The organism is Novosphingobium gossypii (assembly GCF_050433305.1).
Classification (GTDB): domain Bacteria; phylum Pseudomonadota; class Alphaproteobacteria; order Sphingomonadales; family Sphingomonadaceae; genus Novosphingobium; species Novosphingobium gossypii.
The window spans coordinates 13741-38137 of record NZ_JBNPXM010000018.1 but is presented as its reverse complement, the minus strand read 5'-3'; the positions used below and the strand labels follow the sequence as shown (position 1 = coordinate 38137).

Annotated in this window: 32 protein-coding genes; 22 read left to right on the top strand and 10 right to left on the bottom strand. The window is 60.1% G+C overall.

Translation table 11 applies throughout. The annotated features are described in order from the left end of the window. Positions 1–224 precede the first annotated feature (224 nt). From GGR40_RS21110 to GGR40_RS21100, 3 genes are all read left to right on the top strand, one after another. The gene (locus tag GGR40_RS21110; RefSeq protein ID WP_429278231.1) at positions 225–785 is read left to right on the top strand and encodes a dienelactone hydrolase family protein; all 561 of its coding nucleotides are present in this window, start codon (positions 225–227) and stop codon (positions 783–785) included. A 380-nt stretch (positions 786–1165) separates the two neighbouring features. Continuing rightward, on the top strand, positions 1166–2074 hold the full coding sequence (locus tag GGR40_RS21105) for an HNH endonuclease (RefSeq protein ID WP_429278230.1): 909 nt from the start codon (positions 1166–1168) through the stop codon (positions 2072–2074). 451 nt (positions 2075–2525) lie between these two features. Further along, positions 2526–3440, top strand: coding sequence for an ArdC family protein (locus GGR40_RS21100; RefSeq protein ID WP_429278229.1), 915 nt, complete (start codon positions 2526–2528; stop codon positions 3438–3440). 10 nt (positions 3441–3450) lie between these two features. Here the strand turns inward: GGR40_RS21100 and GGR40_RS21095 are convergent, their stop codons facing one another. The 3 genes from GGR40_RS21095 to GGR40_RS21085 all read right to left on the bottom strand — a co-directional run bounded on the left by GGR40_RS21095 (position 3451) and on the right by GGR40_RS21085 (position 4466). Further along, positions 3451–3666 carry a hypothetical protein gene (locus GGR40_RS21095; RefSeq protein WP_429278228.1) on the bottom strand — a complete coding sequence of 72 codons (216 nt, stop codon included), beginning with the start codon at positions 3664–3666 and terminating at the stop codon, positions 3451–3453. A 161-nt stretch (positions 3667–3827) separates the two neighbouring features. Beyond that, on the bottom strand, positions 3828–4193 hold the full coding sequence (locus GGR40_RS21090; RefSeq protein ID WP_429278227.1) for a hypothetical protein: 366 nt from the start codon (positions 4191–4193) through the stop codon (positions 3828–3830). A gap of 27 nt (positions 4194–4220) precedes the next feature. Beyond that, positions 4221–4466, bottom strand: coding sequence for a DUF6771 family protein (locus GGR40_RS21085; RefSeq protein WP_429278226.1), 246 nt, complete (start codon positions 4464–4466; stop codon positions 4221–4223). A 492-nt stretch (positions 4467–4958) separates the two neighbouring features. Between GGR40_RS21085 and GGR40_RS21080 the strand changes: the two genes are divergently transcribed. The 4 genes from GGR40_RS21080 (at position 4959) to GGR40_RS21065 (ending at position 7777) form a co-directional block, all read left to right on the top strand. Continuing rightward, complete coding sequence (locus GGR40_RS21080) at positions 4959–5372, top strand: MbcA/ParS/Xre antitoxin family protein (RefSeq protein WP_429278225.1); 414 nt, start codon at positions 4959–4961, stop codon at positions 5370–5372. A gap of 2 nt (positions 5373–5374) precedes the next feature. Next, positions 5375–6085: an RES family NAD+ phosphorylase gene (locus tag GGR40_RS21075; RefSeq protein ID WP_429278244.1), complete on the top strand. Its 711-nt coding sequence runs from the start codon at positions 5375–5377 to the stop codon at positions 6083–6085. Positions 6086–6113: 28 nt separating this feature from the next. Beyond that, entirely contained in the window at positions 6114–6980 is an 867-nt protein-coding gene (locus GGR40_RS21070; protein ID WP_429278224.1) for a 3'-5' exonuclease, read from the top strand. A gap of 434 nt (positions 6981–7414) precedes the next feature. Continuing rightward, positions 7415–7777: a response regulator gene (locus tag GGR40_RS21065; protein WP_429278223.1), complete on the top strand. Its 363-nt coding sequence runs from the start codon at positions 7415–7417 to the stop codon at positions 7775–7777. A 439-nt stretch (positions 7778–8216) separates the two neighbouring features. Here GGR40_RS21065 and GGR40_RS21060 read toward each other — a convergent pair whose 3' ends face one another. Both GGR40_RS21060 and infA read right to left on the bottom strand, forming a co-directional pair. Next, positions 8217–8363 carry a hypothetical protein gene (locus tag GGR40_RS21060; protein WP_429278222.1) on the bottom strand — a complete coding sequence of 49 codons (147 nt, stop codon included), beginning with the start codon at positions 8361–8363 and terminating at the stop codon, positions 8217–8219. Positions 8364–8392: 29 nt separating this feature from the next. After that, positions 8393–8662, bottom strand: a complete 270-nt coding sequence (gene infA / locus GGR40_RS21055; RefSeq protein WP_429278221.1) for a translation initiation factor IF-1 — start codon at positions 8660–8662, stop codon at positions 8393–8395. 311 nt (positions 8663–8973) lie between these two features. Between infA and GGR40_RS21050 the strand changes: the two genes are divergently transcribed. After that, positions 8974–9147, top strand: coding sequence for a hypothetical protein (locus tag GGR40_RS21050; protein WP_429278220.1), 174 nt, complete (start codon positions 8974–8976; stop codon positions 9145–9147). Between the two features lie 56 nt (positions 9148–9203). Here GGR40_RS21050 and GGR40_RS21045 read toward each other — a convergent pair whose 3' ends face one another. Beyond that, entirely contained in the window at positions 9204–9428 is a 225-nt protein-coding gene (locus GGR40_RS21045) for a hypothetical protein (protein ID WP_429278219.1), read from the bottom strand. A gap of 31 nt (positions 9429–9459) precedes the next feature. Between GGR40_RS21045 and GGR40_RS21040 the strand changes: the two genes are divergently transcribed. The 7 genes from GGR40_RS21040 to GGR40_RS21010 all read left to right on the top strand — a co-directional run bounded on the left by GGR40_RS21040 (position 9460) and on the right by GGR40_RS21010 (position 13314). Further along, on the top strand, positions 9460–9726 hold the full coding sequence (locus tag GGR40_RS21040) for an antitoxin Xre/MbcA/ParS toxin-binding domain-containing protein (protein ID WP_429278218.1): 267 nt from the start codon (positions 9460–9462) through the stop codon (positions 9724–9726). Then, positions 9720–10544 carry a transglutaminase-like domain-containing protein gene (locus tag GGR40_RS21035; protein WP_429278217.1) on the top strand — a complete coding sequence of 275 codons (825 nt, stop codon included), beginning with the start codon at positions 9720–9722 and terminating at the stop codon, positions 10542–10544. The genes GGR40_RS21040 and GGR40_RS21035 overlap by 7 nt, the downstream gene beginning before the upstream one ends. A 639-nt stretch (positions 10545–11183) precedes the next feature. After that, positions 11184–11390: a cold-shock protein gene (locus GGR40_RS21030; RefSeq protein WP_429278216.1), complete on the top strand. Its 207-nt coding sequence runs from the start codon at positions 11184–11186 to the stop codon at positions 11388–11390. Positions 11391–11457: 67 nt separating this feature from the next. Next, positions 11458–11631: a hypothetical protein gene (locus tag GGR40_RS21025; protein WP_429278215.1), complete on the top strand. Its 174-nt coding sequence runs from the start codon at positions 11458–11460 to the stop codon at positions 11629–11631. Between the two features lie 726 nt (positions 11632–12357). After that, positions 12358–12582, top strand: a complete 225-nt coding sequence (locus GGR40_RS21020) for a hypothetical protein (protein WP_429278214.1) — start codon at positions 12358–12360, stop codon at positions 12580–12582. Continuing rightward, positions 12579–12803 carry a hypothetical protein gene (locus GGR40_RS21015; protein ID WP_429278213.1) on the top strand — a complete coding sequence of 75 codons (225 nt, stop codon included), beginning with the start codon at positions 12579–12581 and terminating at the stop codon, positions 12801–12803. The genes GGR40_RS21020 and GGR40_RS21015 overlap by 4 nt, the downstream gene beginning before the upstream one ends. Positions 12804–12858: 55 nt before the next feature. After that, positions 12859–13314, top strand: coding sequence for a hypothetical protein (locus GGR40_RS21010; protein WP_429278212.1), 456 nt, complete (start codon positions 12859–12861; stop codon positions 13312–13314). 119 nt (positions 13315–13433) lie between these two features. Here GGR40_RS21010 and GGR40_RS21005 read toward each other — a convergent pair whose 3' ends face one another. Next, positions 13434–13625, bottom strand: coding sequence for a hypothetical protein (locus GGR40_RS21005; RefSeq protein WP_429278211.1), 192 nt, complete (start codon positions 13623–13625; stop codon positions 13434–13436). 414 nt (positions 13626–14039) lie between these two features. On the opposite strand from GGR40_RS21005, the gene GGR40_RS21000 reads away from it, so the two are divergent. The 3 genes from GGR40_RS21000 (at position 14040) to GGR40_RS20990 (ending at position 16154) form a co-directional block, all read left to right on the top strand. Further along, on the top strand, positions 14040–15008 hold the full coding sequence (locus tag GGR40_RS21000; protein WP_429278210.1) for a PAS domain-containing protein: 969 nt from the start codon (positions 14040–14042) through the stop codon (positions 15006–15008). Positions 15009–15657: 649 nt separating this feature from the next. Then, positions 15658–15864: a hypothetical protein gene (locus tag GGR40_RS20995; protein WP_429278209.1), complete on the top strand. Its 207-nt coding sequence runs from the start codon at positions 15658–15660 to the stop codon at positions 15862–15864. A gap of 62 nt (positions 15865–15926) precedes the next feature. Next, positions 15927–16154 (top strand): DUF3072 domain-containing protein, encoded by a 228-nt coding sequence (locus tag GGR40_RS20990; protein ID WP_429278208.1) that lies wholly within the window; start codon positions 15927–15929, stop codon positions 16152–16154. 758 nt (positions 16155–16912) lie between these two features. On the opposite strand, the gene GGR40_RS20985 is transcribed toward GGR40_RS20990, so the two are convergent. Together GGR40_RS20985 and GGR40_RS20980 are read right to left on the bottom strand one after the other, a co-directional pair. Then, the gene (locus tag GGR40_RS20985) at positions 16913–17167 is read right to left on the bottom strand and encodes an excalibur calcium-binding domain-containing protein (protein ID WP_429278207.1); all 255 of its coding nucleotides are present in this window, start codon (positions 17165–17167) and stop codon (positions 16913–16915) included. Between the two features lie 338 nt (positions 17168–17505). Next, entirely contained in the window at positions 17506–18036 is a 531-nt protein-coding gene (locus GGR40_RS20980; protein WP_429278206.1) for a TPM domain-containing protein, read from the bottom strand. A gap of 515 nt (positions 18037–18551) precedes the next feature. Here GGR40_RS20980 and GGR40_RS20975 point away from each other — a divergent pair. The 3 genes from GGR40_RS20975 (at position 18552) to GGR40_RS20965 (ending at position 21667) form a co-directional block, all read left to right on the top strand. Continuing rightward, the gene (locus GGR40_RS20975) at positions 18552–20369 is read left to right on the top strand and encodes a ParB/RepB/Spo0J family partition protein (protein WP_429278205.1); all 1818 of its coding nucleotides are present in this window, start codon (positions 18552–18554) and stop codon (positions 20367–20369) included. Positions 20370–20429: 60 nt separating this feature from the next. Then, positions 20430–20645: an RNA polymerase sigma factor gene (locus GGR40_RS20970; protein ID WP_429278204.1), complete on the top strand. Its 216-nt coding sequence runs from the start codon at positions 20430–20432 to the stop codon at positions 20643–20645. A 107-nt stretch (positions 20646–20752) separates the two neighbouring features. Next, entirely contained in the window at positions 20753–21667 is a 915-nt protein-coding gene (locus GGR40_RS20965; protein WP_429278203.1) for a HEPN domain-containing protein, read from the top strand. Here GGR40_RS20965 and GGR40_RS20960 read toward each other — a convergent pair. Then, positions 21664–22026: a hypothetical protein gene (locus GGR40_RS20960; RefSeq protein ID WP_429278202.1), complete on the bottom strand. Its 363-nt coding sequence runs from the start codon at positions 22024–22026 to the stop codon at positions 21664–21666. The genes GGR40_RS20965 and GGR40_RS20960 overlap by 4 nt on opposite strands. Positions 22027–22371: 345 nt before the next feature. Between GGR40_RS20960 and rlxS the strand changes: the two genes are divergently transcribed. Further along, positions 22372–24333 carry a relaxase/mobilization nuclease RlxS gene (gene rlxS / locus GGR40_RS20955; RefSeq protein ID WP_429278201.1) on the top strand — a complete coding sequence of 654 codons (1962 nt, stop codon included), beginning with the start codon at positions 22372–22374 and terminating at the stop codon, positions 24331–24333. Positions 24334–24397: the final 64 nt, after the last annotated feature.

Sequence of the window (24397 nt, the reverse complement as noted above, 5' to 3'; positions counted from 1 at the left end):
CCCGGCAAAAAATAGGAAAATGGCGGATTTCCGCCGATCGTCGTTATCCGATGAATTCACTGATATCCCGACCAGCGATGGTGGTGGCGGGGCAATGCGTATGCATCTGTTCCGGCGGTGGAGGGCCGCTTTCCCGCGTTGATGTTCTTCTCGGAGATCTACCAGGTCACAGGACCGATCCGCCGAATCGCGGCCACCCTTGCAGGTCATGGTTTCCTCGTGGCGTGCCTGAAGTGTACCATGAGTTCGAGCCTGCCGGCAGTTGCCTTTCCTATACCGCCGAAGGGACCGGCCGGGGGAACGCTCTCAAGGTAACCAAAACCGTAGCCGCCTTCGATCGGGATGCCCAGCTCGGGCTCGACTACCTTGCATCTCACCCTGCGAGCACGGGCAGCCTTGGCACAGTAGGCAAATGCCTTGGTGGGCATCTGGCGTTGCGCGCCGCATTCGATGTGCGCGTGAAGGCGGCAGCGTGCTTCTATGCTACCGACATTCACAGCGGGACGCTTGGGGCGGGCCGCAATGATGATACCTTTGCCCGATTGGGGGACATGAAGGGCGAGGCGCTTTTCGTGTGGGGCCGGCAGGACCCGCACATTCCTTTCGAGGGCCGCCAAAAGATCAGAGAGCAACTGGAGACTGTCGGCGCGCATTACGAGTGGCTCGAATTTAACGCAGCGCATGCTTTCATGCGGGACGAAGGCCATCGCTACGACCCTGTCCTTGCAGCCCGAGCGACCGAAGCCGCGATCGGACTGTTTCGCCGGGCACTTTCGATAGTCTGAGCCAGGCGGCTGTAGATGAGAGGTATCTCAGGTGCCGTGTAACATATCCTCCGACAGGAACAGATCCACTCAGAGGATTTGTTACCTCCCTGATGGCCACTTCCGCCCGCAACACAGGGCCGCCCTTCAGGATGTAGGCAAAGCGGGGGCAGAATGCGGGCAAAGGGCGGGCGCTCTGTAAGTCAGGGAGCTTGACGCATCGAGCGATAGACGCAGATGACGCGGCCCGTGGTTTAGGCCCCTAAAAGCTCTGATCCAACGGCATCGACTGCGGGCAGTTGCCAAAGCACGGCGCCTGGCGAGGCCACTGCACTGCAGACAAGGTCGAGCGATGAAAGACAAAAGTTTCCTCTTTCGCCGCATCCAGGTATCGCCGAGCGATGGCCAAAGGCGTCTTCATCCATCGCTCGGACTCGATCTATGACGACAGCCCGGCGGAGCGATATCAGTTTCCCCCGCAATACCTGAGCCGTGTGAGCGCCTGCATTGGTGACTGGATCATCTATTATGAGCCAAGCAAAATCCGGTTCTCGAAGGGCTACTTCGCAGTAGCGAAAGTGGGTCGGGTCGTGCCCGATCCGTCTGCACCAAGCATGTATTTGGCGCTGATCGAGCCGGGTTCCTACCTCGATTTCGTCAACGCGGTCCCTTTCAACGGGCCCCTCGGCATCGTCGAGCGCGGGGTCCTGAACGAGGCGGGCAGGATTTCAGGCCGCGCCCAGTCTGCCGTGCGTCCGCTCTCCGATCAGGACTTCAATCGCATCATCGATCTCGGCATTGCCGAGGAAGCGGACTTCCTGCCCAGGGTAGGAGCCGCACCTGACGCATCGGGCGCTCACGTTTTGCAAGAAGAGCGCGTGCCATTCATCCATGAGGTCGAGCGGGATCGCGTCGCCTATCTGGGTTCGCGCCTGGTGCGCGACCGTCTGTTTCGGCGCCGGGTCGTGACCGCCTATGACGCGCGCTGCGCCATCACAGGGCTCAAGCTCATCAATGGCGGTGGCAGGGCCGAGGTTGAGGCGGCTCATATCCGCCCCGTTGAAAAGGGCGGTCCCGACGTCGTCAGCAACGGGCTGGCCCTGTCGGGGACCGTGCACTGGATGTTTGATCGCGGTCTCATCAGCCTTGCCGATGACCTTGAGGTTCTCGTCAGCCGTCAGGCCAATGACGGCGACGCGATCCGGGGTCTGATCAATCGCACCGGCGCTGCGCTTTGCCCTGTACACATTGCTGACCGGCCGCATCCCAGTTTTCTAAGCTGGCATCGTGAGCATTGCTTCAAGCACTGATCTGTCCAGCTGATCGTCATCACGCTTCTGACGGGAACGTGAGCGGGTAATACCGCCCCGCGGCGAGGCGCGACCGCGCTCTATTTCACTGACGCTCAACCGAGCCACCTTCGGCGTCTCGTCGGCACAGCCGTAACGATCGCTGGCGGGGCGGGCTGCGTTGCACCCCGCTGGCGGTCGCCTCGCGGGCGCGCGGCGGCGTTGAGCCTTGACGGCTCCTGTGTGGCGGGGGGCGTCGCTGCCCTGTAGCCCCGCCTCGACGGGCCGCAACCCGTCCACTTTGTTCCCGGGTTCTCCACTCCGTTCCGACCCTTCGCCACCCTATTGCGCTCGCGCAACCGGGTCCCGCCGAGGGTGCAGCCCGCCATCAGCCGGCGGGGCTTCCGGTTCGCTCCTGCCGCCCCCCGCCACCCTGGCGCCGGTCAATGGCGGTTGAGGAAGGAGCGAGAAGATGAAGGTCGAACGTCAGAGCCTCTACGGTGAGGTAACCGCGCGGATCATTGCCGAGCTGGAAGAGGGCCGTTTGCCATGGGTGCAGCCGTGGGATGCTGCGACATGCCCGTGCATGATGCCTGCCAACGCCGTGACCGGACGGGCCTATTCCGGGATCAACGTGCTCATCCTGTGGGCAGCGGGCATCGGTGGCGGGTTCGGTTCGCAACGCTGGCTCACCTACAAACAGGCGGCAGGGGTGGGCGGGAACGTGCGGCGCGGCGAGAAGGGAACCGTCGTCTGCTATGCGGATCGCTTCACCCCGAAGGATGAGGCAGCCAAGGCGCAGGGCGAGGGTCGCGAGGCACGCACGGTGGCCTTCCTCAAGCGCTTCATCGTCTTCAACTTCGATCAGTGCGAAGGCCTGCCCAAGGGGCTCGAAGGTCCATCCGCCGTGCCCGATCCCGTCATGGCGGTTGCAGCGGCGGACAGCATCATCACCGCGACTGGCGCGGATTTCCGGATCGGGGGCGACAGGGCCTTCTATGCTCCTGACGAGGACTACGTGCAGGTGCCGCCGCAGGCGCTCTTTCATGATCCGATTAACTGGTATCGCACGGCGCTGCACGAACTCGGGCATTGGGCTGGCGGCCGAGGACGACTGGAACGCGACCAGTCCGGGCGCTTCGGTTCGATGGCCTATGCGACGGAGGAACTGGCAGCCGAGATGACGGCGGCCTTTACCTGCGCTTCGCTCGGAATCCAGCCTACGGTGCGGCATTCGGATTACATCGGTGCATGGCTGGAGGCGATGCGGGCGGATGAAAAGGCGATCTTTCGGGCTGCCAGCGCGGCCAGCAAGGGTGCGGACTATCTCTTGGCATGCGAGCTCCTCCCGTCCGAGCCCCTTGCATCAAGGGATGGCCGGGCATGATCCGGTATCACTACAGGCTCGACCAGCGCCTTCGGGAACTGACCCTGAAGGGCGTCTTCGCCGAGATCGACGATACGGTGAAGCGTCGGATCCGCTGCCCTAATGGTCGCCGCCAGAACCGCACCGCGAGGTGTTCCGTCTGGCGCGGCTCGCGAGCTTGTCCGACGAGCAGCTCGGGGATCGGCTCGCCCCGTCGATAGACCGGGCGCGCGAGCGTGTTTTCCAAGGGTTTCAGATGCTGTGCCACTGCTACGATCGTCAGGGGCGCAAGGGGAGGCGATATGCGAGGTTGCCGCCCGGAACTCCGGGCGGGGAGGCTCGGGGACGATCAGTCCTGTCAGGCGCGATCACCTATCCGCAACGTGGCGCGAGCCCCGATTGCATGGTTCACCCCTTGGGTATCGATGCCGGTGCGATCCTGGCATGGCGGCAATCCGTCCACCCCGCATCGCCTTTGGGAACGAAGGCGATGAATTCCCCATCGAGCATCAAGGTCGCCTCCTCGCTGCGATATCGCTGGCTGATCGCCGAGGGTGCGCGCTGCAGTTCAAGACGCCGGTTGCCGATCTGAATCTGTGCTCGCTCGGCGTCCGTCCGCAGCAGAAAATGTCGGTTGGCCGCGCAGGTAATGCGCTCGGCAGACTTGAGCGGCTGTGGCACGGGGACGGCATCGGTGGCCGCAGGGCCGACATGGAAGCCGGCAACCAGAACGCCGGCTACCAGAACGATGGGAAACAACGTCCGGCGGCGCATTAGGAAACTCCCGTTAGACGAGCCTCTTCAAGCCTCAGGCGAAGCGCTTGTTCCCGTCTGCAGCGCATTGGCGATCATGGCGGCCAGCGTCTCTTCGGCGCGCGCGCGGATGGCGTCGTCCTTTGCTTCGAGATCGTGCCGGATCCATTGCGGCGCTCGCTCGAGCACGCGCAGAATGGTTGCGGAAATACTGTCATCCATCCTCCGGCCTATGGCGACGGCCGAGCGGCACAGCAACTGGCATGCAGCAATCGGAGGATCCGCCGCAGCCATGGCAATCCGATTCGTGATTATTGCCGCCTTGTTCTGTGCACACCGGGACGGGCTTGCAAAGTCCGAACGGCGATTATCGACCACACACAGGCCGCAGTTCCGGTAACTGGAGCCAGTTTGTTTCGTTTCTGAATGGTAGCGGTAATCGTTCGAACCGGAAAGGCGATATGGGTAAGGGAATTGTTCTGTAGTTGCTCGGCATTCCGCTGCCGGTCATTCTGCTCCTTCTCCTGTTCTGGCACTGACCGTGATCGACGGTGTGGACCCTACCCGTCGGTCAGAGCGGAACAGTGTTCGTGCAGCCTATCATCGAGGTGCACATTGGGATGAACGTGTCCTCATGGCGCAGTAATTGTCCGACCATCCTTGTAAGCTGCAGGACGGCGCCGAGATCGTCCGCCCCGGTTCAGCGCGTAAGCTTTGCAGGATACCGCTGGCTCGTGGTTGCCATTTGGCAGTGGTAAGGCTATATCTGGCCATAAGGAGGATTGGATGACGCTGCTGCAAGCAATCGACACGGCTCCCACGCCGTTCCGGCCCGAGCCAATCACGCAAGAAGAAGGTGGTGCGCTCTTCCGTGCGGCACTCAATCTGTTTTCTCGCTGGGGCATAACGGACGAGCAGGCGGCAGTGCTGACAGACATGCCGTTGCGCACCTTTCGTCGCTGGAAGGCTGAAGGGCCCGGACGTATCTCACGCGATGGACTGGCGCGGCTGTCCAACCTTATGGGAATTCACAAGGCGTTGAGGATCATCTTCCAGGAACCTCAGCGCGGTTATGACTGGGTCAAGGCTACCAACGTCGCGTTTGACGGAGCCAGCGCGCTGCAGGTGATGCTCGGCGGAGAACTCACCGATATCATGCGGGTTCGGCGTTATCTCGATTCGGAGCGCGGCGGCTGGTGACCATGGAGGGCATGCCCCGGGTCAGCAAGGTCGAGTGGGCGGGCGCGGTCAGGATCATTCGCAGCGTCTTTCCTCCGATAGACCTCTTCGAGGACATAGCGGATCCTGCGGATTGGCCTCTTCTTCTGTCGGCCGAGCAAAAGACAAACCCGCGTATTATGGCAACGATCGGTAACATCGACCTTGTTTCGCCCGAGCGTAGGGTCGGCGGACCCGGAGCTTCCTACCTCATGGCCTCGTTCACCCATGTCAGCTCGGATCGGCCGAGCCGCTTCTCGGCCGGGCATTATGGCGTGCTCTACGTCGCACGCAGTTATGAAACCGCCCTGTTCGAGACGATCCACCATCACGCACGCTTCATGGCCAAGACCGCTGAGCCAGCGGGATGGACATCGCAATTTCGGGAGATCATCCTGGCGGTTCATGCCGATCTCCATGACTTGCGAGGTGAAAGCTCAAGTGCTGCCTTAGATCCGAAGGATTACTCTGTAGCCCAGCATCTAGCGACTAATCTTAGGAACGCCGGTTCGGATGGAATCGCCTATCCCAGCGTCCGGCATCCCGGAGGTGAATGCGTAGCGCTATTTCACCCTGACTGCGCTTCGCACCCCCTTCAAGGGCGCCATCTTGATTACCACTGGGACGGTAAGAGAGTTGATCTTGTCCGGGATGCCGGCAAGGGCACTGTGTTTCGTGTCATCGATGCTGCGTGAGGAACGAGCTTGTCGGACAGGTGTCGCAGTGACTGAGCTCCATGAGAAGATGATCGCCGAATTGGACGGTCATCCTGACTTCAAAGTGCTGCGAAAGCTTCGCCCGGTGGCTGCCTTTCATCAAGCCGATCCTGGGCAGGGCAGCCGGATCGGTGTGGCTATTGATGTGGAAACGACGGGGTTAGATCGCGAGGTCGATCGAATCATCGAACTTGCCGTCCAGCGGTTCCGGTTCGACGAGCGAGGGCGCGTTACTCAGGTGGGCCTTCCGCGCGTGTGGCGCGAGGATCTTGGTATCCCACTAGATCCGAAGATAACCAAGCTCACCGGTCTGACAGCCGGTGATCTGGCGGGACAAGCGATCGATGAGGCTGCAGCGGTGGAAATTCTTTCCTCGGCCGACATCATTGTCGCACACAATGCCGCGTTTGACCGGCCCTTCGTTGACCGCCGGCTTCCGGCAATCGCAGGCCAGCCTTGGGCGTGCTCAATGGCCGAACTGGACTGGCTGGAATTGGGCTTCGACGGCCGGGCGCTCGCTCATCTCGTTTCGCAATGCGGTTGGTTCTACGAGGGTCACCGGGCCGAGAATGATATTCTCGCCTTGATCTACCTGCTTTCCCATTCCGCGCCCGATGGTGAAACGATCCTCTCTCACCTCGTCACATGCTCGCAGATGATGACCTATCAAGTGAATGCCATCGATGCGCCTTTTGACGCCAAGGATCGCTTGAAGTCGCGTGGCTATCGCTGGAACGCTGAAATGCGGTTCTGGTGGAGAGCCGTTTCCGAGGAAGAACGCGAGCCTGAACGAACTTGGCTTATGAGCGATATCTATACGGGCTACGGTGAGCCGGCATTCATCCCGATCAGCGCACGTGAGCGGCACCGCTAATCCGCAGCGACGAGGTAAACGCCAGCATCTGAGAGAGGATCGACATTCGAAAACCTTGCTGGGACTGACAGCCCCACATCAATAACGCCATTCTTCTGGTCTTGCCCATCGTTCCAAGAACTGCACGATGGGCCGATTCCGGAATGTCGGGTTACGTTCGGAAAAATGCAGAAAGCTGCCCGTCCGGTAATCGCGCGCATGTGATCGGCTGGATAGCTGGCGGCATTCGCGGCCTTCGATCAATGCTCCGTAGCCCCGTCATCTTGTTCGACCGCGTGTGGCTTCCAGATATGATAAAAATAATCGATCCTGGAACTTACAGGTCGCGCCGCTATTGAGATCATCAGGCTCGAACGGAGCCTGCGAGCCTCGGCCCATGAAATCGGGACGGCATGCCGGGCTGACTGCTGCGCCCCGCAGAAAGCCGTCTCCCAATGTCACTTCCGCCAACCGTCCTCGTTGTCGAGGACGAACCACTGATATTACTGGCCGCCTGCGACATGGTCGAGAGCGCCGGATACACTACGGCAGAGGCGGCGAACGCCACTCGTGCTCTTAGCATCCTCGCAGCGAACCCTTCAATCGCGATCCTGTTCACCGATATCGACATGCCTGGGCCGATCGACGGAATGGCCTTGGCGTTTGAAACACAGCAACGCTGGCCGCACATCGGCATCATCATCACTTCAGGTCGCTGGCCTTTGGCCCGGCACGAAATTCCAGCTGATGCCGTGTTCCTTGAAAAGCCCTACCTCGAAGGGTCTCTCGTCGGGGCATTGAAGAACCTCCTCGCCTGAACCGCCCTCACGAGCGGATACTATCTCAGCGCAAGCATATCAGTCCCCGGCTATGGACCAATCAGGGATCCGCGCGTTCGTGTCGTCGGCGACGACGTAGCGCTTCTAATCGATTCAGCGTGGGAGGCTTACGATGCCATTCTGCTGGACGTCGACAATGTTCCGGAAGGCCTGACGCGCCAGCTTGACGATGGGCTTTACTCAGTGCCTGGACTGCAACGAGCCATGCTGGCGCTGCGACCGCGCGGCATATTTGCGATCTGGTCAGCCTTCACCGAACCTGCGTTCACACATCGACCGCGTGACGTCGGCTTCCAAGTGACCGAAACGCAGGTCAGGGCGCGGCCCAACAACAAGGGTTTTCGTCATGTGATCTGGTTCGCCCGCAAGCCATGACTCTGCGGCGATGCCTCCCCGGTTGAGACCGGGGAGCATCTGGTCAATCGACCATGGCAGCGACGAGGCGCTGCAAGTGATCCCGGCTCAGAAGGCCTGTTGACCGGTAGATCAGACCGTTACGCACGGTGGCTGAATGGAAGTTGGCATTTTCAGGGCGCTTTTGTGCGCCTTGGGTATTGATGTGCATGATATCCTACGGTGCGGATTTTTCCGCTCTTATCTTCTGAAACCGCTGCGCCGTCTCGGTGGCCCTCCGGCTTGTCCCGGTGTCTTTTCACGGAACACGATCCGGCCTTTTGAAAGATCGTAAGGCGTCATCTCGACATGCACGCGATCACCGACCACCGAGCGGATGCGGAACTTGCGCATCTTGCCCGCCGTGTAGGCAATGATCTTATGCTCATTGTCGAGCAGGACCGCGAAGCGTCCATCGGGGAGGATTCCCTCGATGTAGCCTTCCATTGTCAGCAATTCTTCTTCGGCCAATCCATGATGTCCCTAATACGAGGGCGCCCGCCGTCATGCATGCGCAAAACGGCGGTCATGAGAGCCAAGCTGATGCTTGAGAAATTGCCCGCATTACGCAGGGCAGCATTCGCCAAAAATGACGCAGCGATTTTCATATACAGGCAAAAATGCATTTTTCAACAGAGGTGCATATTTTTAAATATTATTCCCGATTTATCGAATTGTCTCGCTGATCGAAGCTGAATCGTGTAGAAGAATTACATTGCCGATAATTTTCGCCCATCGGCAACTGAGAGACCTAATGCGCTCCCGCAAGAAGGAGGGCCCGCATGGATCTAAACCAGCTACTTTTTCATCATCAGATCGCGCTTATCCAATACGGTGCGCGCGATAAGGATGATCATGAGCGCAGATCGCATTTCGATCTCGTGCGCCATTACCAAACCCGGATCGCCCGCCTGCGACATGACATGGGTGTCACGGCCTATCCGCAATGGTCATGACCTGGCCACTGCCTAGCCACATCGCCTGCTCTCGTTCTCGCCCGACCGGAGTTCCTTCATGCGGACGGCAATGGAGCCGCGCTTCGAGAGATGACCTGACCTTCCACCGACGCAGCGAGATAGCTGGCCTTGCATTCGCCCTGCTCGGCGGTCGCGTGGCGGCGCGGGATTTCCTTTCCAGCCCCGGCCCCAATCATGCGCGGACCATGCTGGAGACGGCCACAGCCACCGCGATCGGCCAGATCCAGATCGCCCACCTGCTCTGGAAGATCGCTGCGCACCGCATGCGACCCTATCAATAGGAAATCCGAAATGGATAGTGAAGATAAGCCTATGCGGCCCTTTCGCCCGAAGGTGCGTTGGTCGGATCGCCCTAAACTGGCACCCGATGCTGCGGGCCGTCAGGGTCAGGTGACGAAATTGGCGCTCGATGTGCTGGGAGGTCGGGACGCGGCTATTGCCTATCTCAACACGGCTTGCGGCAAGCTCGGTGGGCGGCCGCTTGATCTTGCAGTGGAGTCCGCCGAGGGCCTGGGACGAGTGGAACGCGCTCTTGCCGACCTGAAGCCTGCATGCTGATCCGCGCAGGATACGATATCGCCTTCACTTGCGAACAACCCGTGCCGATGCTCGCACACTTGAGCATCCATGCATCGCGCAACAAGGATCTGCGCACGCCGCAGCGGTTGTTCACCACGCCCGACATCCCCATCTACGACTATGTCGACAGCTTCGGCAACATCTGCACCCGCCTCACCGTTCCGGCGGGCGGCGTGACAATCTCCTGCGGGTTCGTCATCGACGACGCCTTCGATCCCGATCCGGTCGTGCCGGACGCTTTGCAGTCGGCGATCGAGGAACTGCCCGACGACGTCATGTTGTATCTTCTCGCCAGCCGTTACTGCGAGACGGACCGCCTTACCGAGACGGCATGGGACCTGTTCGGAAACGCCGCTGCGGGTTGGCCTCTGGTCCAGGCCATCGTTGATTACGTGCATGGTCACATTCGCTTTGATTACATGAAAGCGAGGCCGACCAAGACCGCATGGGATGTCTTCCAGGAGCGCGAAGGTGTCTGTCGCGATTTCGCCCATCTGGCAATTACATTGTGCCGCTGCATGAACGTGCCTGCGCGCTACTGCACCGGATACCTTGGCGACATGGATCTGCCCAAGCCGGTAGGGGATATGGATTTCTCAGCCTGGTTCGAAGTGTGGCTGGGCGGTCGCTGGTATGTCTTTGATGCAAGGCACAACCGGCCCCGACGCGGGCGAATACTGATGGCGCGAGGGCGCGATGCGGCCGACGCGGCGTTGACGATGACCTTCGGCCCGGTCACCCTTTCCAGGTTCGACATCTATACCGACGAAGACAGGCTGGGCCTCGTCTCATCGTGATGCCGAGGCCGCCCGCGCGTCGATAGTTGCGGGAAAGAAGCATGCCATGACGGGGCCATTTCCCGGACAGGACATCGTGGCACCGCATCTATCCAGCACCGCCGGGATTTCACCCTCGGCAATCATTTCGCCGCCGCGCCGGATCGAACCGGTTTCTCCGGCAGGCCTGCTGCTGCAAACATTCGCTGCAAGCCAGCTGCTAAGAATTGCCCGTTGGCGAGACATAATCTTGTGCCTGGGCGCGACGCATCGGCAAGTCGAAATCGCCGCTGGAGATGCGGCTCGCTGCTAATATCTGATGAACGCTGCCCGGAACCATTTCAGACAAATCGATTTATTGAAATGTAGCTATAAAAGCGATGCCTTAGATATATTTCATCAACGGAAAGTCGTTCATTTACGTGGAATTTATAGAATTATGCAACTCGTCATAATGCCGCCCTAAATTTAATTTAGTCTGAGATCCGAATACGCCTATCTATTTTTCTCGATGCGCGTTACAAGCGTCGCGCTGACACGTCGCCTGCGACGGATATTGGAGCGCCAAGGCTCCCCTTTGTCCCTTACTAGCCTCACGAAGCCGGGATGTGCCGCTGTTGGTGCATGCTCGTCCTACTGCATTGGGCAAAGGATACCCAGATGATCACCGGCACCGTAAAGTTCTTCAACGCCGACAAGGGTTTCGGTTTCATCGCTCCGGAATCGGGCGGCGAAGACAATTTCGTTCACATCAGCGCGGTGGAACGCGCCGGCATGGGCACCTTGAACAAGGATCAGCGCGTGTCCTACGAACTGGAAACCGATCGCCGCGGCAAGACCTCCGCCGTCAATCTCCAGTCGGCTTGAACAAACCGAAGCAGCGGGCCTCTACCGAGGTCCGCCGGTCTTGGCCGTCGGACACAGGAGAGAAGTTATGTCATCGCTGGCATTTTATCGCGCACAAGCCGATCTCCAGATGATCGCAGCTGATGCCGCAAGCCTGCCTCAGGTGCGTGACCGATGCCTGAGAGCAGTGTCGGCCTGGACGCAACTGGCCGATCGCACTCAGAAAATCGAATATGCTCGGAAAGAGAAATTAGGCACGTAAGGGTGCAAGCTCAGTCGTGGCATGGAAATCGATCGTCAACAGCAGCACATGATTTTTGCCTAACCTGAGTTCCATAATTCTTTAGTGGTCTAGAAAGACTGGCCTTGCTCGAACAAACGCCATGCCTGTCACGCAATTCAAAGTCGCGAACATCGATCGCTCAGATTTGCTCCTGCCAGATAGGACAGCGAACGGACAGCAATTCAACAGCGTAATTAGGTAGCGAAACGCTCAGAACGGGCGTTGCTGCTGCCCCACCACCCTCCTTCTCAGACACGTATTTGAAGGAAAGCATGTCTATTGGGCACTCGTTCAACGAAAGCACAATTTTGAGCCGAACCCATTTCGCGGCTGTGTCAGGAATTCTTGTCATCGTCAGTCTGCCGGCCATCGCCCTGCTCGTGGTGAAAATGATGACCTCCTACTTAACGGGGCACTGAGTAAATTGGAGCAGATCGACGCCAGGACCTACGGAATATTCAGAGGGCAGTGTGCATCAAAGCGCATATCCGTGCCGATATGATGCGGGCAAGCCAGAACAAAAATAGCAAAATATACTGATATAATTTTCCGGTTTTTTTCGGGGCGAATATTTCATGCGGCTGACAGGACTGCCATTGAAATATAAATTTCCCTTCCTATCTGCTTACAATCGCTGGCATCGAAAACTAAGCACCGGCGGCTGAGAGACCATAGTGCTCCCGCTTATAAGGAGGGGGCTTTGCCATGGATCTCAATCACCAGTACTTCGAGCACCAATTATCGCTTATGCGCGCAAGCGCTGCGGGAACGCGGCTTGCAAGAACGCGACACCTCGCGGCAGCCGGCGTCACGGCGTACCGGATCAGCAACCATCAATCCGGCATTGGAGCAGACGCAGCAGACGGCTGGGTCAGAAGCTCGCACCACCTTCATGTGTGGATTGATCGCGATTTCGGGATCGCAACATGAGCCGGCTGCTCAACATTGATCTCCCCCAGGCAGACGTGGAGCGGCAATGCGCCGAGCATCAGGTGTCAATCAGTGCCATCGAGCCTCTCCCGAGCGGCGGCACGCATCTCGTTTGCGTCAGGACAGAAGGGGCTGAGGAGATGCGTCAGGTTTTCTCGGACAAGCTGATCCCTGGCATCGTCCGGCGCTACCCGTTTTATCGCGCACGAGGGCCATGGTGATATCGAAAGAAACCAGCCCCCGCTTTCCCGTGGCACTTGCGGAGTCGAATTCGTCATGACCCATCCGATGCTGCAATTCTGCCTCAGTTCCAACGGCGACCAATGGTATCTGGCCCGTGGAAACGGCACCGATAGAACTTCGGTGGTGCATGAAGCGAACCGCTCCTCAGGCGGCGCCGTTACAAACATCTCGATTGAGGACTTTCTGCGTGGGAATCCGGAAGCGCCTGAGCGTCAGGACTTCGTGAGGTTGGTCGCTGATCTGCTCGGCAACGAGCTTGACGACTGCAAAGCCCGCAAGGACGTTCTGTTAATACAACTTCGCGATGCCACCGAAGAAGACGCAGCGAATGCCTTGCTCGGCGCAAAAGTGCAGCTGCCACTGACGACGCCCTATGAAGCCTTGGAATTTTTCAACTGCATGGTGGACGTTGTGACGGGTCAGCGCGCCATTGAGGTAGGGGAAGATGCCCATCGAATCCGCCCCGGTTTCGGAAGCACTCACGGGTAACGTCGGCAAGCTGGATCGGACATCGACACTGTCCGTTCATGAGAATGTGGAATGGCGCGCTGGTCGGCAACTAAGGGCGCGTCATTGACATAACCTGGCAATGACGCGCCGGCTCGAATTTACTTCGACTTCTTCTTGTCTGGACGCTGGGTGAGGGCAGAAGCTGCAGCCGTTTTGGAGTTTTTGCTGGTGCGATCGTCGCTGAGCGTTTTGGATGCGGCGGTCCCAGCTTTTTTGCTAGTTTGCTCATTCTTTGCCATTTTAGACTGTCCAACAAACACACCATCTTGTGGTGCGTGGATCAAACGCATCAACCCATAGTGTCGTTTCAACCTGCAGAAACATAGTCCGAAGCGGACAGGCGGCTTCCGAGCGCCATCTATGAAGCCCTGAGTGTCTCTGAAGGGCGCACAGCTGCCTTTCCGCAGGCCCATTGGTGGGCCCAAATGGGCGTCGCTGGACTCTGATAAGGCTAAGGAGCCAGTATGTTACGGCATGACCGATCTCAACGGACACTTAACTATGTAGGAGCGTCCGTCCTTGGTCGATGACGTAATCTCGCCGGAGAACCAGAAGCGTTCATTCCATCGTTTCTTGATGATCTGAACCGATCGCGCACGAAAAGCGATAAGCCTTTTCACGGATGGTCAACCGGCGTCGCATGCAACCGTTTGGTAACGGTGGAGTTTCATGCGCGGGCGACCCAACCATGTATGATGGATTTCATGGCAACTCTTCCAGAATTTTCTCCAGCGTCGCTTTCTTCCGTCTCACTCGCCAGCGTGCTTGATCAAAGCGTCGATTGTGTGAAACTCATTGGGCTGAGTGGCGACGTTCACTACATGAACTCCAACGGCCAGTGCGCGATGGAAATCGATGATTTCGATCTGGTGCGTGGGAAGCAATGGGTCGATTTCTGGCCTGAGGAAAGCAAGGCTGAAATCGTAGGTGCCTACGTCAAGGCCGCTGCGGGTGAGGTCGTGCGCTTTCGTGCTTTTTGTCCGACGATGAAGGGGGCTCCTCGTTGGTGGGACGTAACGGTATCCGCTGTGCTGAACGAGGAGCAGCAGCATGCCGGATATATGGCTATTTCTCGTGACGTTACGGACAATCAGCAACGCCTGGACACGGCCATTATAACCGCAGACGAACTGCGGCATCGCCTATTGAATTCCTTCTCGGTAATGTGCGCGGTCATGAACCATTATGCGCGTGGAGACGCCAGCCGCGTGGTCTTTGCGAAACAGATGTCGCTCATGTTCGCAGCCATGGGGAGGGCGAAGACGCTGTTTGCCAATGGGGACGCCCCCCGCAATGTCGATGAGCTGATCTCAGCTGTCTTGTCGCCGTTTGAGAATACCGAGTGCTCCATCACCATCGATCAGCTACCCTGTGCCACGGTTGATCTTGAGTGGGCCAATGCGCTTGCGTTGGTACTCGGCGAGCTGAGCGTGAATTCGACGAAGCACGGTGCCCTTGGATCAGGTGGCAGCATTGTGATCACCGGCAAGCGTACCGAACAGGGCTTTACGCTGGTATGGACGGAAAAGTTAAAGATGGCGGTGCAATGCACCGAGCGCGATGGCGGCCACGGCATGCAGATCATGCAGCGGACCATGCGAACGCGCGGCGGCGCATTGGATATTCGCTGGAGGCGAGATGGGCTGACCGCAGAAATGGCAGTTCGTTTCTAAAATCAGTCCGCGAGCATTGTCTCTATAGTGCACTTTAAGCTGCATGAGGTTAATAGACACCGACATGCAAAGCCTTGGGCCTAGTTCGGGGCGCTGCTTTTACGCCGCAGTCACGGATTTCAGGTCGGTCATGAGCCCGACAACGTGCTCAAGCTGAACACTGATCAGCCCGGCGTCCACTTCGGCCAGCATGTTGTGCGCCGGATGGTGCTAGGTTGCGATGAGTCTGACGAAAAGCGCACGCGCTTTCTCTACGAACGACAGATAGCCACCTATCTTTGCCGTTGGTGAACCCGGCGGGCATGGGATATCGGACCTGCGGGCTTTGTGGTCCGCCAATTAAGCCAGGAATGACTGACAGGGGCGCATGGCGTGGCTTCTTCCGACGGACGGGAGGGGTGGTGAAGCGACAAGGAGCTTTTGGAGCGCTGCGACAGACGCCGACTATGAGCGGGCGAGTGCAAACCCTTGTTTCGTTGCTATCACATTCCCCTCGTCGCGCAGGTCGTCGTACAACTCGATAGTGGTGCACGCCGGTAACGATAATCTGCGACCAATTCGCATAGTGCTCTTGGACGTTCCAGATTGACCGCAGTGTTGCTTCGCGCCCGGCCGCCCCGCCTCCCGGGGTAGATACGGCACTTCCGGCATGAAGATCGACCTGCTTGTCAACCCACCGGCGGTTTTCAGCAGTATCTACGATCCAAACAGCACCCGCCGCGCGGCCCTGAAAAGCCGCATCGAAGATGATCGAATCTTTCACTTTGGCAATCTGTTCGATGCGTGGCCAGCGCTTGATGGCAGATATCAGGCTGGACGATCGCCACCGGGGGAGCGGCAGAATAACTGTGATTGAGCGCCGGGAACCGTGAGGCCTGGATCCCGTTGTTATAGAACAAATGGGAAACGAGAGTGATTATGACCGAACAGCTGCCTAACCCTAAGCTCGGAGAACACCCGGGCTCCAACACCGAGAAAGATCCCAGCGACTGGGTTTCCGGCGACGAACCTATGACCGGGGCGCAGGCGAGCTATCTGACGACCTTGAGCGAGGAAGCAGGCGAGGAACGGCCATCCGAAAATCTCACAAAGGCCGACGCCTCGCAGCGGATCGACGCGCTTAAATCGAAGCTTGGGCGCGCCTAGTCACCGGTAACCCCTCCACGCTCGGTATCGCCTTCAAACCGTCTGGCGCTATTCGGTCGGAACCGAGCATAGCGCGGTAACGTGGCGGCAGCCGCGAACCAGCGATGCGGTTGGCGCATTGAATTTGAAATTGCGGGACGACGTTGTCCGGATGTTGAGCGCCGCGACCGCGATATAGATGTATAGGGCTGGTGTTTGGCCCGCACATTGAAGGCGTGTCGCAAGCGCCCCAGACGCGGCGCGCGTTAAAGTCTCACGATCGCCGCTACATCAGTGTTCCATCCGTGTTGCAGGCTTCGACCGTGGCAAACGCCGTGACGGATGCGCTACTGTACAGCTGGCCGATACGGTGGTGGCAGTAACCCGTGTCGAAAGGCCGCGAATCAAGCGCATGGCGCACCGGGCCGCACGCGCAACCACCCGTCTATTCTTTCATGGCTCACCGCTGGTGCGTGCCCCCACCGCGCCGACCACCGGGCCGCGCTGGGATCAGGAAGCCGCCATCCGCGCTCGGCCCTCGTCATCGGGCGCGTCACGGCAAACGTCCACGATTGTCCTTGCGGTCAAACGCCGACGACCCGGAAATCTTCGTTTGCAGAAATTGCGCGGTAGCCGATGCTCGTCGGCAGCATGAGCGCTTCGCCAGCTTTTACGGAAAGCCTGGGGCATTTTCACCGCTTGCGAATGCAAGCGGCAAAGCTGACCAGCAGGAAGCCGAACTTCATTTTTGAAAGACAACCGACCGGCTCTGGTAGCCGTCAGTAAACCTCACAGGCGATCCCGTCGCCGTCACCATCCATTCGGATGGAATATCCCGGCTCGTTGCTGTAAAGGGGGTCAAGACCAAGCCTACGGACCTCATTGCATCCCGGGAACTCATAGCCTTGCGGCAGGGTGGACAGCACAGCAGCGCGAGCTTCACTCCTGTCTTGAGCTTTTTCAAACGCGACTACCGCTGAAGCTATCACGACGCCGACCAGCACCGACGCGCCTACCACCTTCACCATGCTCATGCTTTCGGTGGCACCGGGCGACGGCGCCCACCGTCCATGCCCATACTGAAAGTTTCTTCGCGCCATCAAAGGATGATCGCAGTTAATCCTCAACGGATTACTAATAGGATCGCCGGTGCGTTCGGTACCAGCGGCCTCGTTACTATCGAGCTGGTGGCGTGCTTGTTCACCTTCAAGGCGCGGTAAACGCTAGCTTACGCGGTCTCATGGCGGATCAAGGACCGCCATGCGACGAGCGCTGCGTATCGCTTCATGCTGACGGTGATCCGTAGTGACGCCGGGCTCGGCACCTGGCCAAGCGCCATCTCGTCCGCGAACCCATGTCCCTTCGCCAAAAGTCAGCCCGCTCTGGGCATTGCCTCCGTCATCAAATGAAGGACGATAGCGTCGACTCCGTCCGCTATTCCCCGGGGTAAGTCGCCGGCTTTGAACCGCGGGACCATCTGCTGTTGAATTATCCTTCGGCACACCTCGTTCGTGAGTGTGTCCTCCAGGCCGTAGCCGACCGTGATGCGCAACTGGCGTTCTCTCGGCGCGACCAGGAGCACCACGCCATCATTGTGGCCTGCGCGCCCAACCCCCCAAGCCTTGGCTAATCTTATGGTGAAGGTCGCGATGTCCTCACCATCGAGTGAAGGCGTCGTGACGACGACTACCTGATGCTTGGTCGCACGCTCCAGTGCCGCTAGCTTCGCAGTGATCGCCTCCATGTCTCGTGGCGGAATGATGTTCGCCGCATCGGTGACCAGCCCTGCGCGCGGGATTACGGCCGCGCTCGATGCCGCGCTTGTCTGCTCGGCGGACGGCTCCATATTGCACCCGGCCAACAGGAGGGCGGATGCGAGCGCGGTTCTGAGTAAGATCGACACCTGTATGGTGTTGCCTGCGGTTCCCCGTGCGTCAATGCATCGGATGACAAGCACACTCGCGTTAGCGACGTTGTCTTCCGGCCTTGCTCATTCGGTGATCGTGGGCCGGATCCTGTCGTTCGGGCCGACAAGGTGTATCGCTACAGCAGGGCTGCCCCGCGCCGTCGGCGCGGCCGCGCTCTATCTCCGCTTCGCTCCGACCGAGCCACCTTCGGCGTCTGGTCCCATGCAGGTAACGATCGCTGGCAGGGCCGGCCCACTTCGCGGTCCGGATGCGGACAGCGCGGACAAGCCGCGCTGGCGTTGCTGATTGACCTGCCGGGCAGGCGGGATGGGCGTCACTCACCTCTAGGCCCGCCGCGGCGGCGTGCAACCTGAGCTACGCTCAGGTCCTCCACTTCGTTCCGGCCTTTCAGGTGCACCCCGCCTCTGACGGCGGGCCTGCCGGATCGCTCCTGTCGCCCACCCCGCCCTCCGGCCGGTCAATGCGCGCGATGAGAGAAGGAGTGTAACTCGTGGAACTCAAGCACATCGATATCACCCGTCTGACGGTTTCCAGCCTCAACATGCGTGGGACGAGGAAGTCTTGCGACATCGCCAACATCCTGCCGTCCGTCCGGGCGAGGGGCGTGCTGGTGCCGCTTATCGTTCGCGAGATGGTTGCTTCGGGCAGTGCGGTGTCCGAGGCTGGATCGGCGGCTGTGGAGCATGTCCCGGCTTACGAGATTCTGGCAGGCAAGCGCAGGTTCCATGCGGCGCTGGCGGTAGCGGAAGAGAGTGGCGGCATCGAGGACCTGCCGTGCGCGGTGATCGAGCCGGGGGACGATACGGCGGCGCTGGAAGCCTCGCTGATCGAGAATGTTGCCCGGCTCGATCCTGATGAGATGACCCGTTGCGAAACCTTTACCCGGCTGGTGGGGGAAGGGCGCGATGTCGAAGGCATTGCCCAGACTTTCGGCCTGACCGCACTGCAGGTGAAGCGCACTCTGGCGCTCGGCAACCTCATCCCCCGCCTGCGCAACCTCTACCGGGCGGACGGTATCGATGCGGTGTCGCTGCGGCACCTCACCATGGCGTCCAAGGCGAAGCAGAAGGAATGGTTGGCGCTTCATAACGACGAGCGGGCGACCGCACCGACAGGGGCATGGCTCAAGTCATGGCTGTTCGGCGGGGCGTCGATACCTGCGAGTGCTGCGCTGTTCGATCCGGCCGATTACAAAATTGAAATTATCGCCGATTTGTTCGGAAACGAGGCCTATTTTGCCCGTTCGGACGCCTTTTGGACGCTTCAGATGGCGCAAGTGGAAAATCGGGCAGCGCAGTATCGCGATGCCGGATGGGGCGAAGTGGTGGTTCTGTCTAAAGGCCAGACGTTCCATACGTGGGAGCATTCGGCCTGTTCCAAGGCGAAGGGTGGCCGTGTCTATATCGCCATCGGGCATCGCGGCGATGTCACTTTCCATGAAGGCTATGTGACTGCCAAGGAAGCCCGGCGGCTTGAAATGGGCGACGCGCTGGAAAAGGTGGTCCGGCCCGAGGTGTCGAGCACCTTGAACGCCTACATCGACCTGCACCGCCATGCCGCTGTCCGTGCGAAGCTGGTCGAGGATACCGCCCTGTCACTCCGGGTGATGGTCGCCCATGCTATAACCGGTTCGGGGCTGTGGACCGTGCGGATCGAAGGGCAAAAGGCGCCCAGCGATGCAGTGGCGGAAAGCGTCGAGGGCTGCCTGTCGGAAAGCCTGTTCGATGCGCGGCGGCGCGCGGTTCTGGCGCTGCTGGGGCTGGACGCCGAGACGGCAACGGTCACCGGCAGCGATGCGAACGGGCAGGGCATCTGCGGTCTGGTTCGACGGCTGATCGCGATGGATGACGGCGATGTGATGCGCGTTCTGGCCGTGGTCATGGGCGAAACGCTCGATGTCAGCACCGGCCTCATTGAACTGCTGGGCGAGCATATGGGTATTGCCATGGCGGATGTCTGGCGGGCCGACGATGCCCTCCTTGATGCGGTGCGCGACCGCGAGGTCATGGGGCATGTGCTGGCCGAAGTGGCGGGCGAGAAGGTCGCTGCCGAGAATGCCAGCGCGACCACGAAGGTGCAGCGCGGCATCGTCCGCGACTGCCTGACCGGGACCAATGGAAGGATAAAGCGCGATAGCTGGGTGCCGCGCTGGATGGTCTTTCCGGCAAGCGCCTACACGACAAGAGGCGGGGTCGGCAGCGCTGAACGCGGGCAGCGGATGGCACGGACCGAGGACAGCGGAACCCCGGAAATCCCAGAAACAGTGGCCGGATCGCTCGACCGGGAAGCACTGCCGCACGCAGCTTGAACCAGCATTGCCCGGTGGCCTTTCGGTGTTGCCGGGCACTCTTTCTCGAGGAGACGTCTCATGGATATAGACCCCGAACGGTTGCGGCGTATCGAGGAAGCCGTGATGCAGGTGCCCCGACTGAACCGCTCGATATTCCTTGCCGCCCGTGTCGACGGCATGAGCTTTGACGAGATAGCCCGACAGACCGGCCTTTCCCGCAGACAAGTAACCAGACGGTTCTGGAAGGCGTTCGCCATCATCGCCCGGCACTTGCGCACCTACGATGCCGATTGATCCCGTGCGCGGAGCGCATGGTGGCGGCCGATCGGTGGTCAATTTTCTGGCGAGATCGGCCGCATCACTTTGCGCTTGGCAGCGAGGGCGATAGAGGCGAATCTGTGATGATGAAGACCGATCTCGACCATCTTCCCGAAGGCAAGCGCGCTGAGCTCGCGCAGGTCGTCAAAGTCCTGTTCGCCGAGTTCGAGGATGCGCTGGCGCTGGCGACCCAGGGCTGGAAGAAGCAGGGCCGCATCGTCAAGATTGTGCTCTACGGCAGCCACGCGCGGGGCGACTGGGTGGCCGATCCTGTGGGCGGCTACTTCTCGGATTACGACATTCTTGTCGTCGTCAACGACCAGCGCCTGACCGATCGCGCGGAGTACTGGTACCGCGCCGATGAACACCTGATCCGCGAACATACGGTCACCGGACGCCTTTCCGCCGAGGTCAATTTCATCGTCGCCACCATGGCGGAAGTGAACGCCGATTTGCGGAGTGGCCTTCCGTTCTTCACCGACATCCTGCGCGATGGGGTGCTGCTCTACGATTGCGGCGAGCAGCAGTTTGCGCAGCCCCGGAAGCAGACCTCTGCTGAAGCCCTTGCAACAGCTCAGAAGCACTACGAATATTGGTCAGAGCAGGCAGACAGCGCCAAGCTCGGTGCGGCCTTCTATGTCGCTAACGACAAGCCCCGCGATGCAGCCTTTCTCTACCATCAGGCCACTGAACGGGCGTACATTTGCCTTTTGCTGAGCCTGACGATGTATGCGCCGAAATCGCATAACATTAAGTTCCTGCGCAGCCTTGCGGAAGGTCAGTGCTTCGACCTGATCGATGCATGGCCGCGCGACAGCAAGATCACAAGGCGCCGTTTCGAGCTTCTTCAGCAGGCCTATGTCAATGCCCGCTACTCTCCGCATTACGCCATCCAGCCCGACGAACTGCAATGGCTGGACGAGCGGATTGCGGCGCTTTTGACCATCGTCAAAGTGGTTTGCGAAGGTCACCTCACGCAGCTGTCCAAGGCCGCTTAGGCCGCATCCCGCACTTCGATATCAAGCGTCAGCTGTAGTACGTCCTCGTCATCCGCAGCGGCTTCGGGCTGCAGCGTCTGCGCACCGCAGGCCAGCGTGATCCAGTCAAAAGTCCAGTCCAGATCAAGCGCCTCGCCAAGGCCATGACGGGCGATCCTGACCTTCGCCGCACCCTCGCTGGCGAGGGCGAAAAAGCATGCATCGCCGCCCGGAATGCAGGTGCCATACACCAGCGTCCCATCCGAAAATGCAGGCGAAAACCCCTCCGCCAGTCCCCGCGCCGGTATATCAAGAGTGGTCTCGATATCGCCTGTCAGCTGCAGCCGATGGTCCGTCCTGGCTTCGATCCGCACACCCATATGCCTGTTCCTCTTCGCGACTCACCAATGTCTGCCGCTATAGAACATATGGTGAACACATTGAAGGGTGCGGATGGAGGGGTGGGTGCCGTCGGAGGGCAGTTAGGGAGGGTAGGGCGCAGGCAAGATAAAGGCCCGTATCTCGCGATCCTGGCTAACTGTCTGTCTGCACGTCGTTTTCCGGGGAGATGATGGGGGTGGATGCCTGATAGGTGCCTCCACCGCCTGGTTTGATGCGCGAAAAGCCTCGGATTTGCGCGGGTTTGCGGCCGGGGGGCAGTGGAGGCCCTTGAAGCCACACGCGCGCGACACCTCATCTCTGCCTTTACCCCGCGAGGTGACGGCATGGATGACGGCTTCGATGTATGGCTAGGCAACATGGGCAAGGAAAGGCCCATGCGCCACGATCTGCGCCGTGCCGTCAATCAGGCGGGCGGAGCCCGCAAGGCAGCTGGCAGCGGCAAGGTCCGTTTCACGGGCGTTCGGACCGGGCGCGGATCGGTCACCGGGCGGATGCTGGGCGGCTCTTCGCGTTCGGCTCGAACGAATGCTCGCCGCGTGGTGGTGAAGGCCCGTTACGTGAGGCTGGCGGGCAAGGGCATCGAGGGGGCGGCCAGGCACCTGCGCTACCTCGAACGCGAGGGCACCACGCGGGATGGCGAACGCGGTTCTCTCTACGGGCCGGAAGAAAACCAGGGAGACCGCAAGGAGTTTCTCGAACGCTGTGGCGGAGATCGCCACCAGTTCCGCTTCATCGTCTCGCCCGAAGATGGCGAACGGTACGAGGATCTGAAGTCGGTCACGCGGCGCCTGATGACCCAGATGGAGAAGGACCTCGGGACGAGGCTGGACTGGGTGGCGGTCGATCACTTCGATACCGGGCATCCCCATACTCATATCGTCGTGCGCGGCGTTGACGATCTGGGCAAGAACCTTGTCATCGCCCGCGACTACATCAGCACCGGCTTGGCTGCTCGGGCCTCAGAGATCGTCGGCCATGACCTTGGCCCGCGCAGCGAGCACGAAATCGCCAGGGCCAACGAGCGCGAAGTGACGCAGGAACGCTTCACCCGGATCGATCGTCGCCTGCGTCGGGACATTGACGACAAGGGCCTCGCATCGGCATGGCACTCCGACCCTGTCGAGCAAGGCCTCCGGGCCGCCCGTCTAGGCACCCTGTCGCGGATGGGTCTGGCGACCGAAGAGGGCAAGGGCCTCTACCGTCTCGATCCTGATCTGGAAGCAACGCTGCGTGAGATGGGCAAGCGCGGCGACATCATCGCCACCATGCACGAGCAGCTGCGTGCCCGACCCGAGGTGCTGCCGCAGGATTATGCGATCTTCGATCGCGGCGAGAACCAGCCCATCGTCGGCAAGGTCCTGAGCCGGGGGCTCTCCGACGAGCTTCGCGATCGCCATTACCTGATCGTTGAGGCGACCGATGGCCGTTCGCACTATGTCGATCTGGGCAGCGATCGGGGTGAGGGGGCTGCCAAAGACAGGCTGGTGCGGATCGCGCCGTCCTCATTCGGCATCCGCACCTCGGACCAGACCATCGCCGGAATCGCGGCTGCGAATGGCGGGATGTACAGCCGCGAGCTGCATCGGCAGCACGACCCGTCGGCGACCACCCGCTTCATCGAGGCTTACGATCGGCGGCTCGAAGCTCTGCGACATGGCGGCATCCCGGCCTTTCGAGGTAAGGATGGAACCTGGACCATCGCGCCCGATTATCTGGAAAAGGTGAAAGCGTTCGAACAACGCCTTGCAATCCAGACGCCGGTGGCGGTCGAGGTGCTGGCCGACAGGCCGCTGAACCAGCTGGCCCGGCACGATGGGCCGACCTGGCTCGACCATCAGTGTCTGGCCGAGGAGGCCAACAGGACTGAGGGGCGGCTCGAGGGACGAATGGGCGGCGAGGTGAAGACCGCGCTGCAGCTGCGTCGCCAGTGGCTGATAGAGCAGGGGTTGGCCGAGCAGATGGGGGATACCATCAGTTATCGCGCCAACATGCTGGGCAGCTTGCGGCAGCGCGAGCTTCGCCGGGTCGCCGGGCAGCTGTCACGGGAACTGGGATTGAAGTTCGTCCCGATGCAGGGCGAGCACATCGCGGGCACGTACCGCAAGGCGATCCAGATGGGGTCTGAGAAGTTTGCCGTCATCGAGAAGTCCAGGGAGTTCACGCTGGTGCCTTGGCGCCCTGTCCTAGAAAAGCACATTGGCAGGCAGGTTGCCGGGGGGCTCGAGCCGGGCGGAACCATCACTTGGAGATTCGGGCGCCAGCAATCCGGCCCGGAGATTTCCTGACGGCACCGCAGAGGCTCTGTGCGGCACCGCCGAGTATCTTTTGCTCCGCTTGCGCGAGGCGCAT

Bases quoted from the DNA above. Each gene is read 5' to 3' on its own strand.
- GGR40_RS21105 (WP_429278230.1), top strand. From the start codon at position 1,166: ATGGCCAAAGGCGTCTTCATCCATCGCTCGGACTCGATCTATGACGAC.
- GGR40_RS21100 (WP_429278229.1), top strand. From the start codon at position 2,526: ATGAAGGTCGAACGTCAGAGCCTCTACGGTGAGGTAACCGCGCGGATC.
- GGR40_RS21090 (WP_429278227.1), bottom strand. From the start codon at position 4,193: ATGCGCCGCCGGACGTTGTTTCCCATCGTTCTGGTAGCCGGCGTTCTG.
- GGR40_RS21085 (WP_429278226.1), bottom strand. From the start codon at position 4,466: ATGGCTGCGGCGGATCCTCCGATTGCTGCATGCCAGTTGCTGTGCCGC.
- GGR40_RS21080 (WP_429278225.1), top strand. From the start codon at position 4,959: ATGACGCTGCTGCAAGCAATCGACACGGCTCCCACGCCGTTCCGGCCC.
- GGR40_RS21075 (WP_429278244.1), top strand. From the start codon at position 5,375: ATGGAGGGCATGCCCCGGGTCAGCAAGGTCGAGTGGGCGGGCGCGGTC.
- GGR40_RS21065 (WP_429278223.1), top strand. From the start codon at position 7,415: ATGTCACTTCCGCCAACCGTCCTCGTTGTCGAGGACGAACCACTGATA.
- GGR40_RS21060 (WP_429278222.1), bottom strand. From the start codon at position 8,363: ATGCACATCAATACCCAAGGCGCACAAAAGCGCCCTGAAAATGCCAAC.
- GGR40_RS21050 (WP_429278220.1), top strand. From the start codon at position 8,974: ATGGATCTAAACCAGCTACTTTTTCATCATCAGATCGCGCTTATCCAA.
- GGR40_RS21040 (WP_429278218.1), top strand. From the start codon at position 9,460: ATGGATAGTGAAGATAAGCCTATGCGGCCCTTTCGCCCGAAGGTGCGT.
- GGR40_RS21035 (WP_429278217.1), top strand. From the start codon at position 9,720: ATGCTGATCCGCGCAGGATACGATATCGCCTTCACTTGCGAACAACCC.
- GGR40_RS21030 (WP_429278216.1), top strand. From the start codon at position 11,184: ATGATCACCGGCACCGTAAAGTTCTTCAACGCCGACAAGGGTTTCGGT.
- GGR40_RS21025 (WP_429278215.1), top strand. From the start codon at position 11,458: ATGTCATCGCTGGCATTTTATCGCGCACAAGCCGATCTCCAGATGATC.
- GGR40_RS21020 (WP_429278214.1), top strand. From the start codon at position 12,358: ATGGATCTCAATCACCAGTACTTCGAGCACCAATTATCGCTTATGCGC.
- GGR40_RS21015 (WP_429278213.1), top strand. From the start codon at position 12,579: ATGAGCCGGCTGCTCAACATTGATCTCCCCCAGGCAGACGTGGAGCGG.
- GGR40_RS21010 (WP_429278212.1), top strand. From the start codon at position 12,859: ATGACCCATCCGATGCTGCAATTCTGCCTCAGTTCCAACGGCGACCAA.
- GGR40_RS21005 (WP_429278211.1), bottom strand. From the start codon at position 13,625: ATGCGTTTGATCCACGCACCACAAGATGGTGTGTTTGTTGGACAGTCT.
- GGR40_RS21000 (WP_429278210.1), top strand. From the start codon at position 14,040: ATGGCAACTCTTCCAGAATTTTCTCCAGCGTCGCTTTCTTCCGTCTCA.
- GGR40_RS20995 (WP_429278209.1), top strand. From the start codon at position 15,658: ATGAAGATCGACCTGCTTGTCAACCCACCGGCGGTTTTCAGCAGTATC.
- GGR40_RS20990 (WP_429278208.1), top strand. From the start codon at position 15,927: ATGACCGAACAGCTGCCTAACCCTAAGCTCGGAGAACACCCGGGCTCC.
- GGR40_RS20985 (WP_429278207.1), bottom strand. From the start codon at position 17,167: ATGAGCATGGTGAAGGTGGTAGGCGCGTCGGTGCTGGTCGGCGTCGTG.
- GGR40_RS20970 (WP_429278204.1), top strand. From the start codon at position 20,430: ATGGATATAGACCCCGAACGGTTGCGGCGTATCGAGGAAGCCGTGATG.
- GGR40_RS20965 (WP_429278203.1), top strand. From the start codon at position 20,753: ATGATGAAGACCGATCTCGACCATCTTCCCGAAGGCAAGCGCGCTGAG.
- GGR40_RS20960 (WP_429278202.1), bottom strand. From the start codon at position 22,026: ATGGGTGTGCGGATCGAAGCCAGGACGGACCATCGGCTGCAGCTGACA.
- rlxS (WP_429278201.1), top strand. From the start codon at position 22,372: ATGGATGACGGCTTCGATGTATGGCTAGGCAACATGGGCAAGGAAAGG.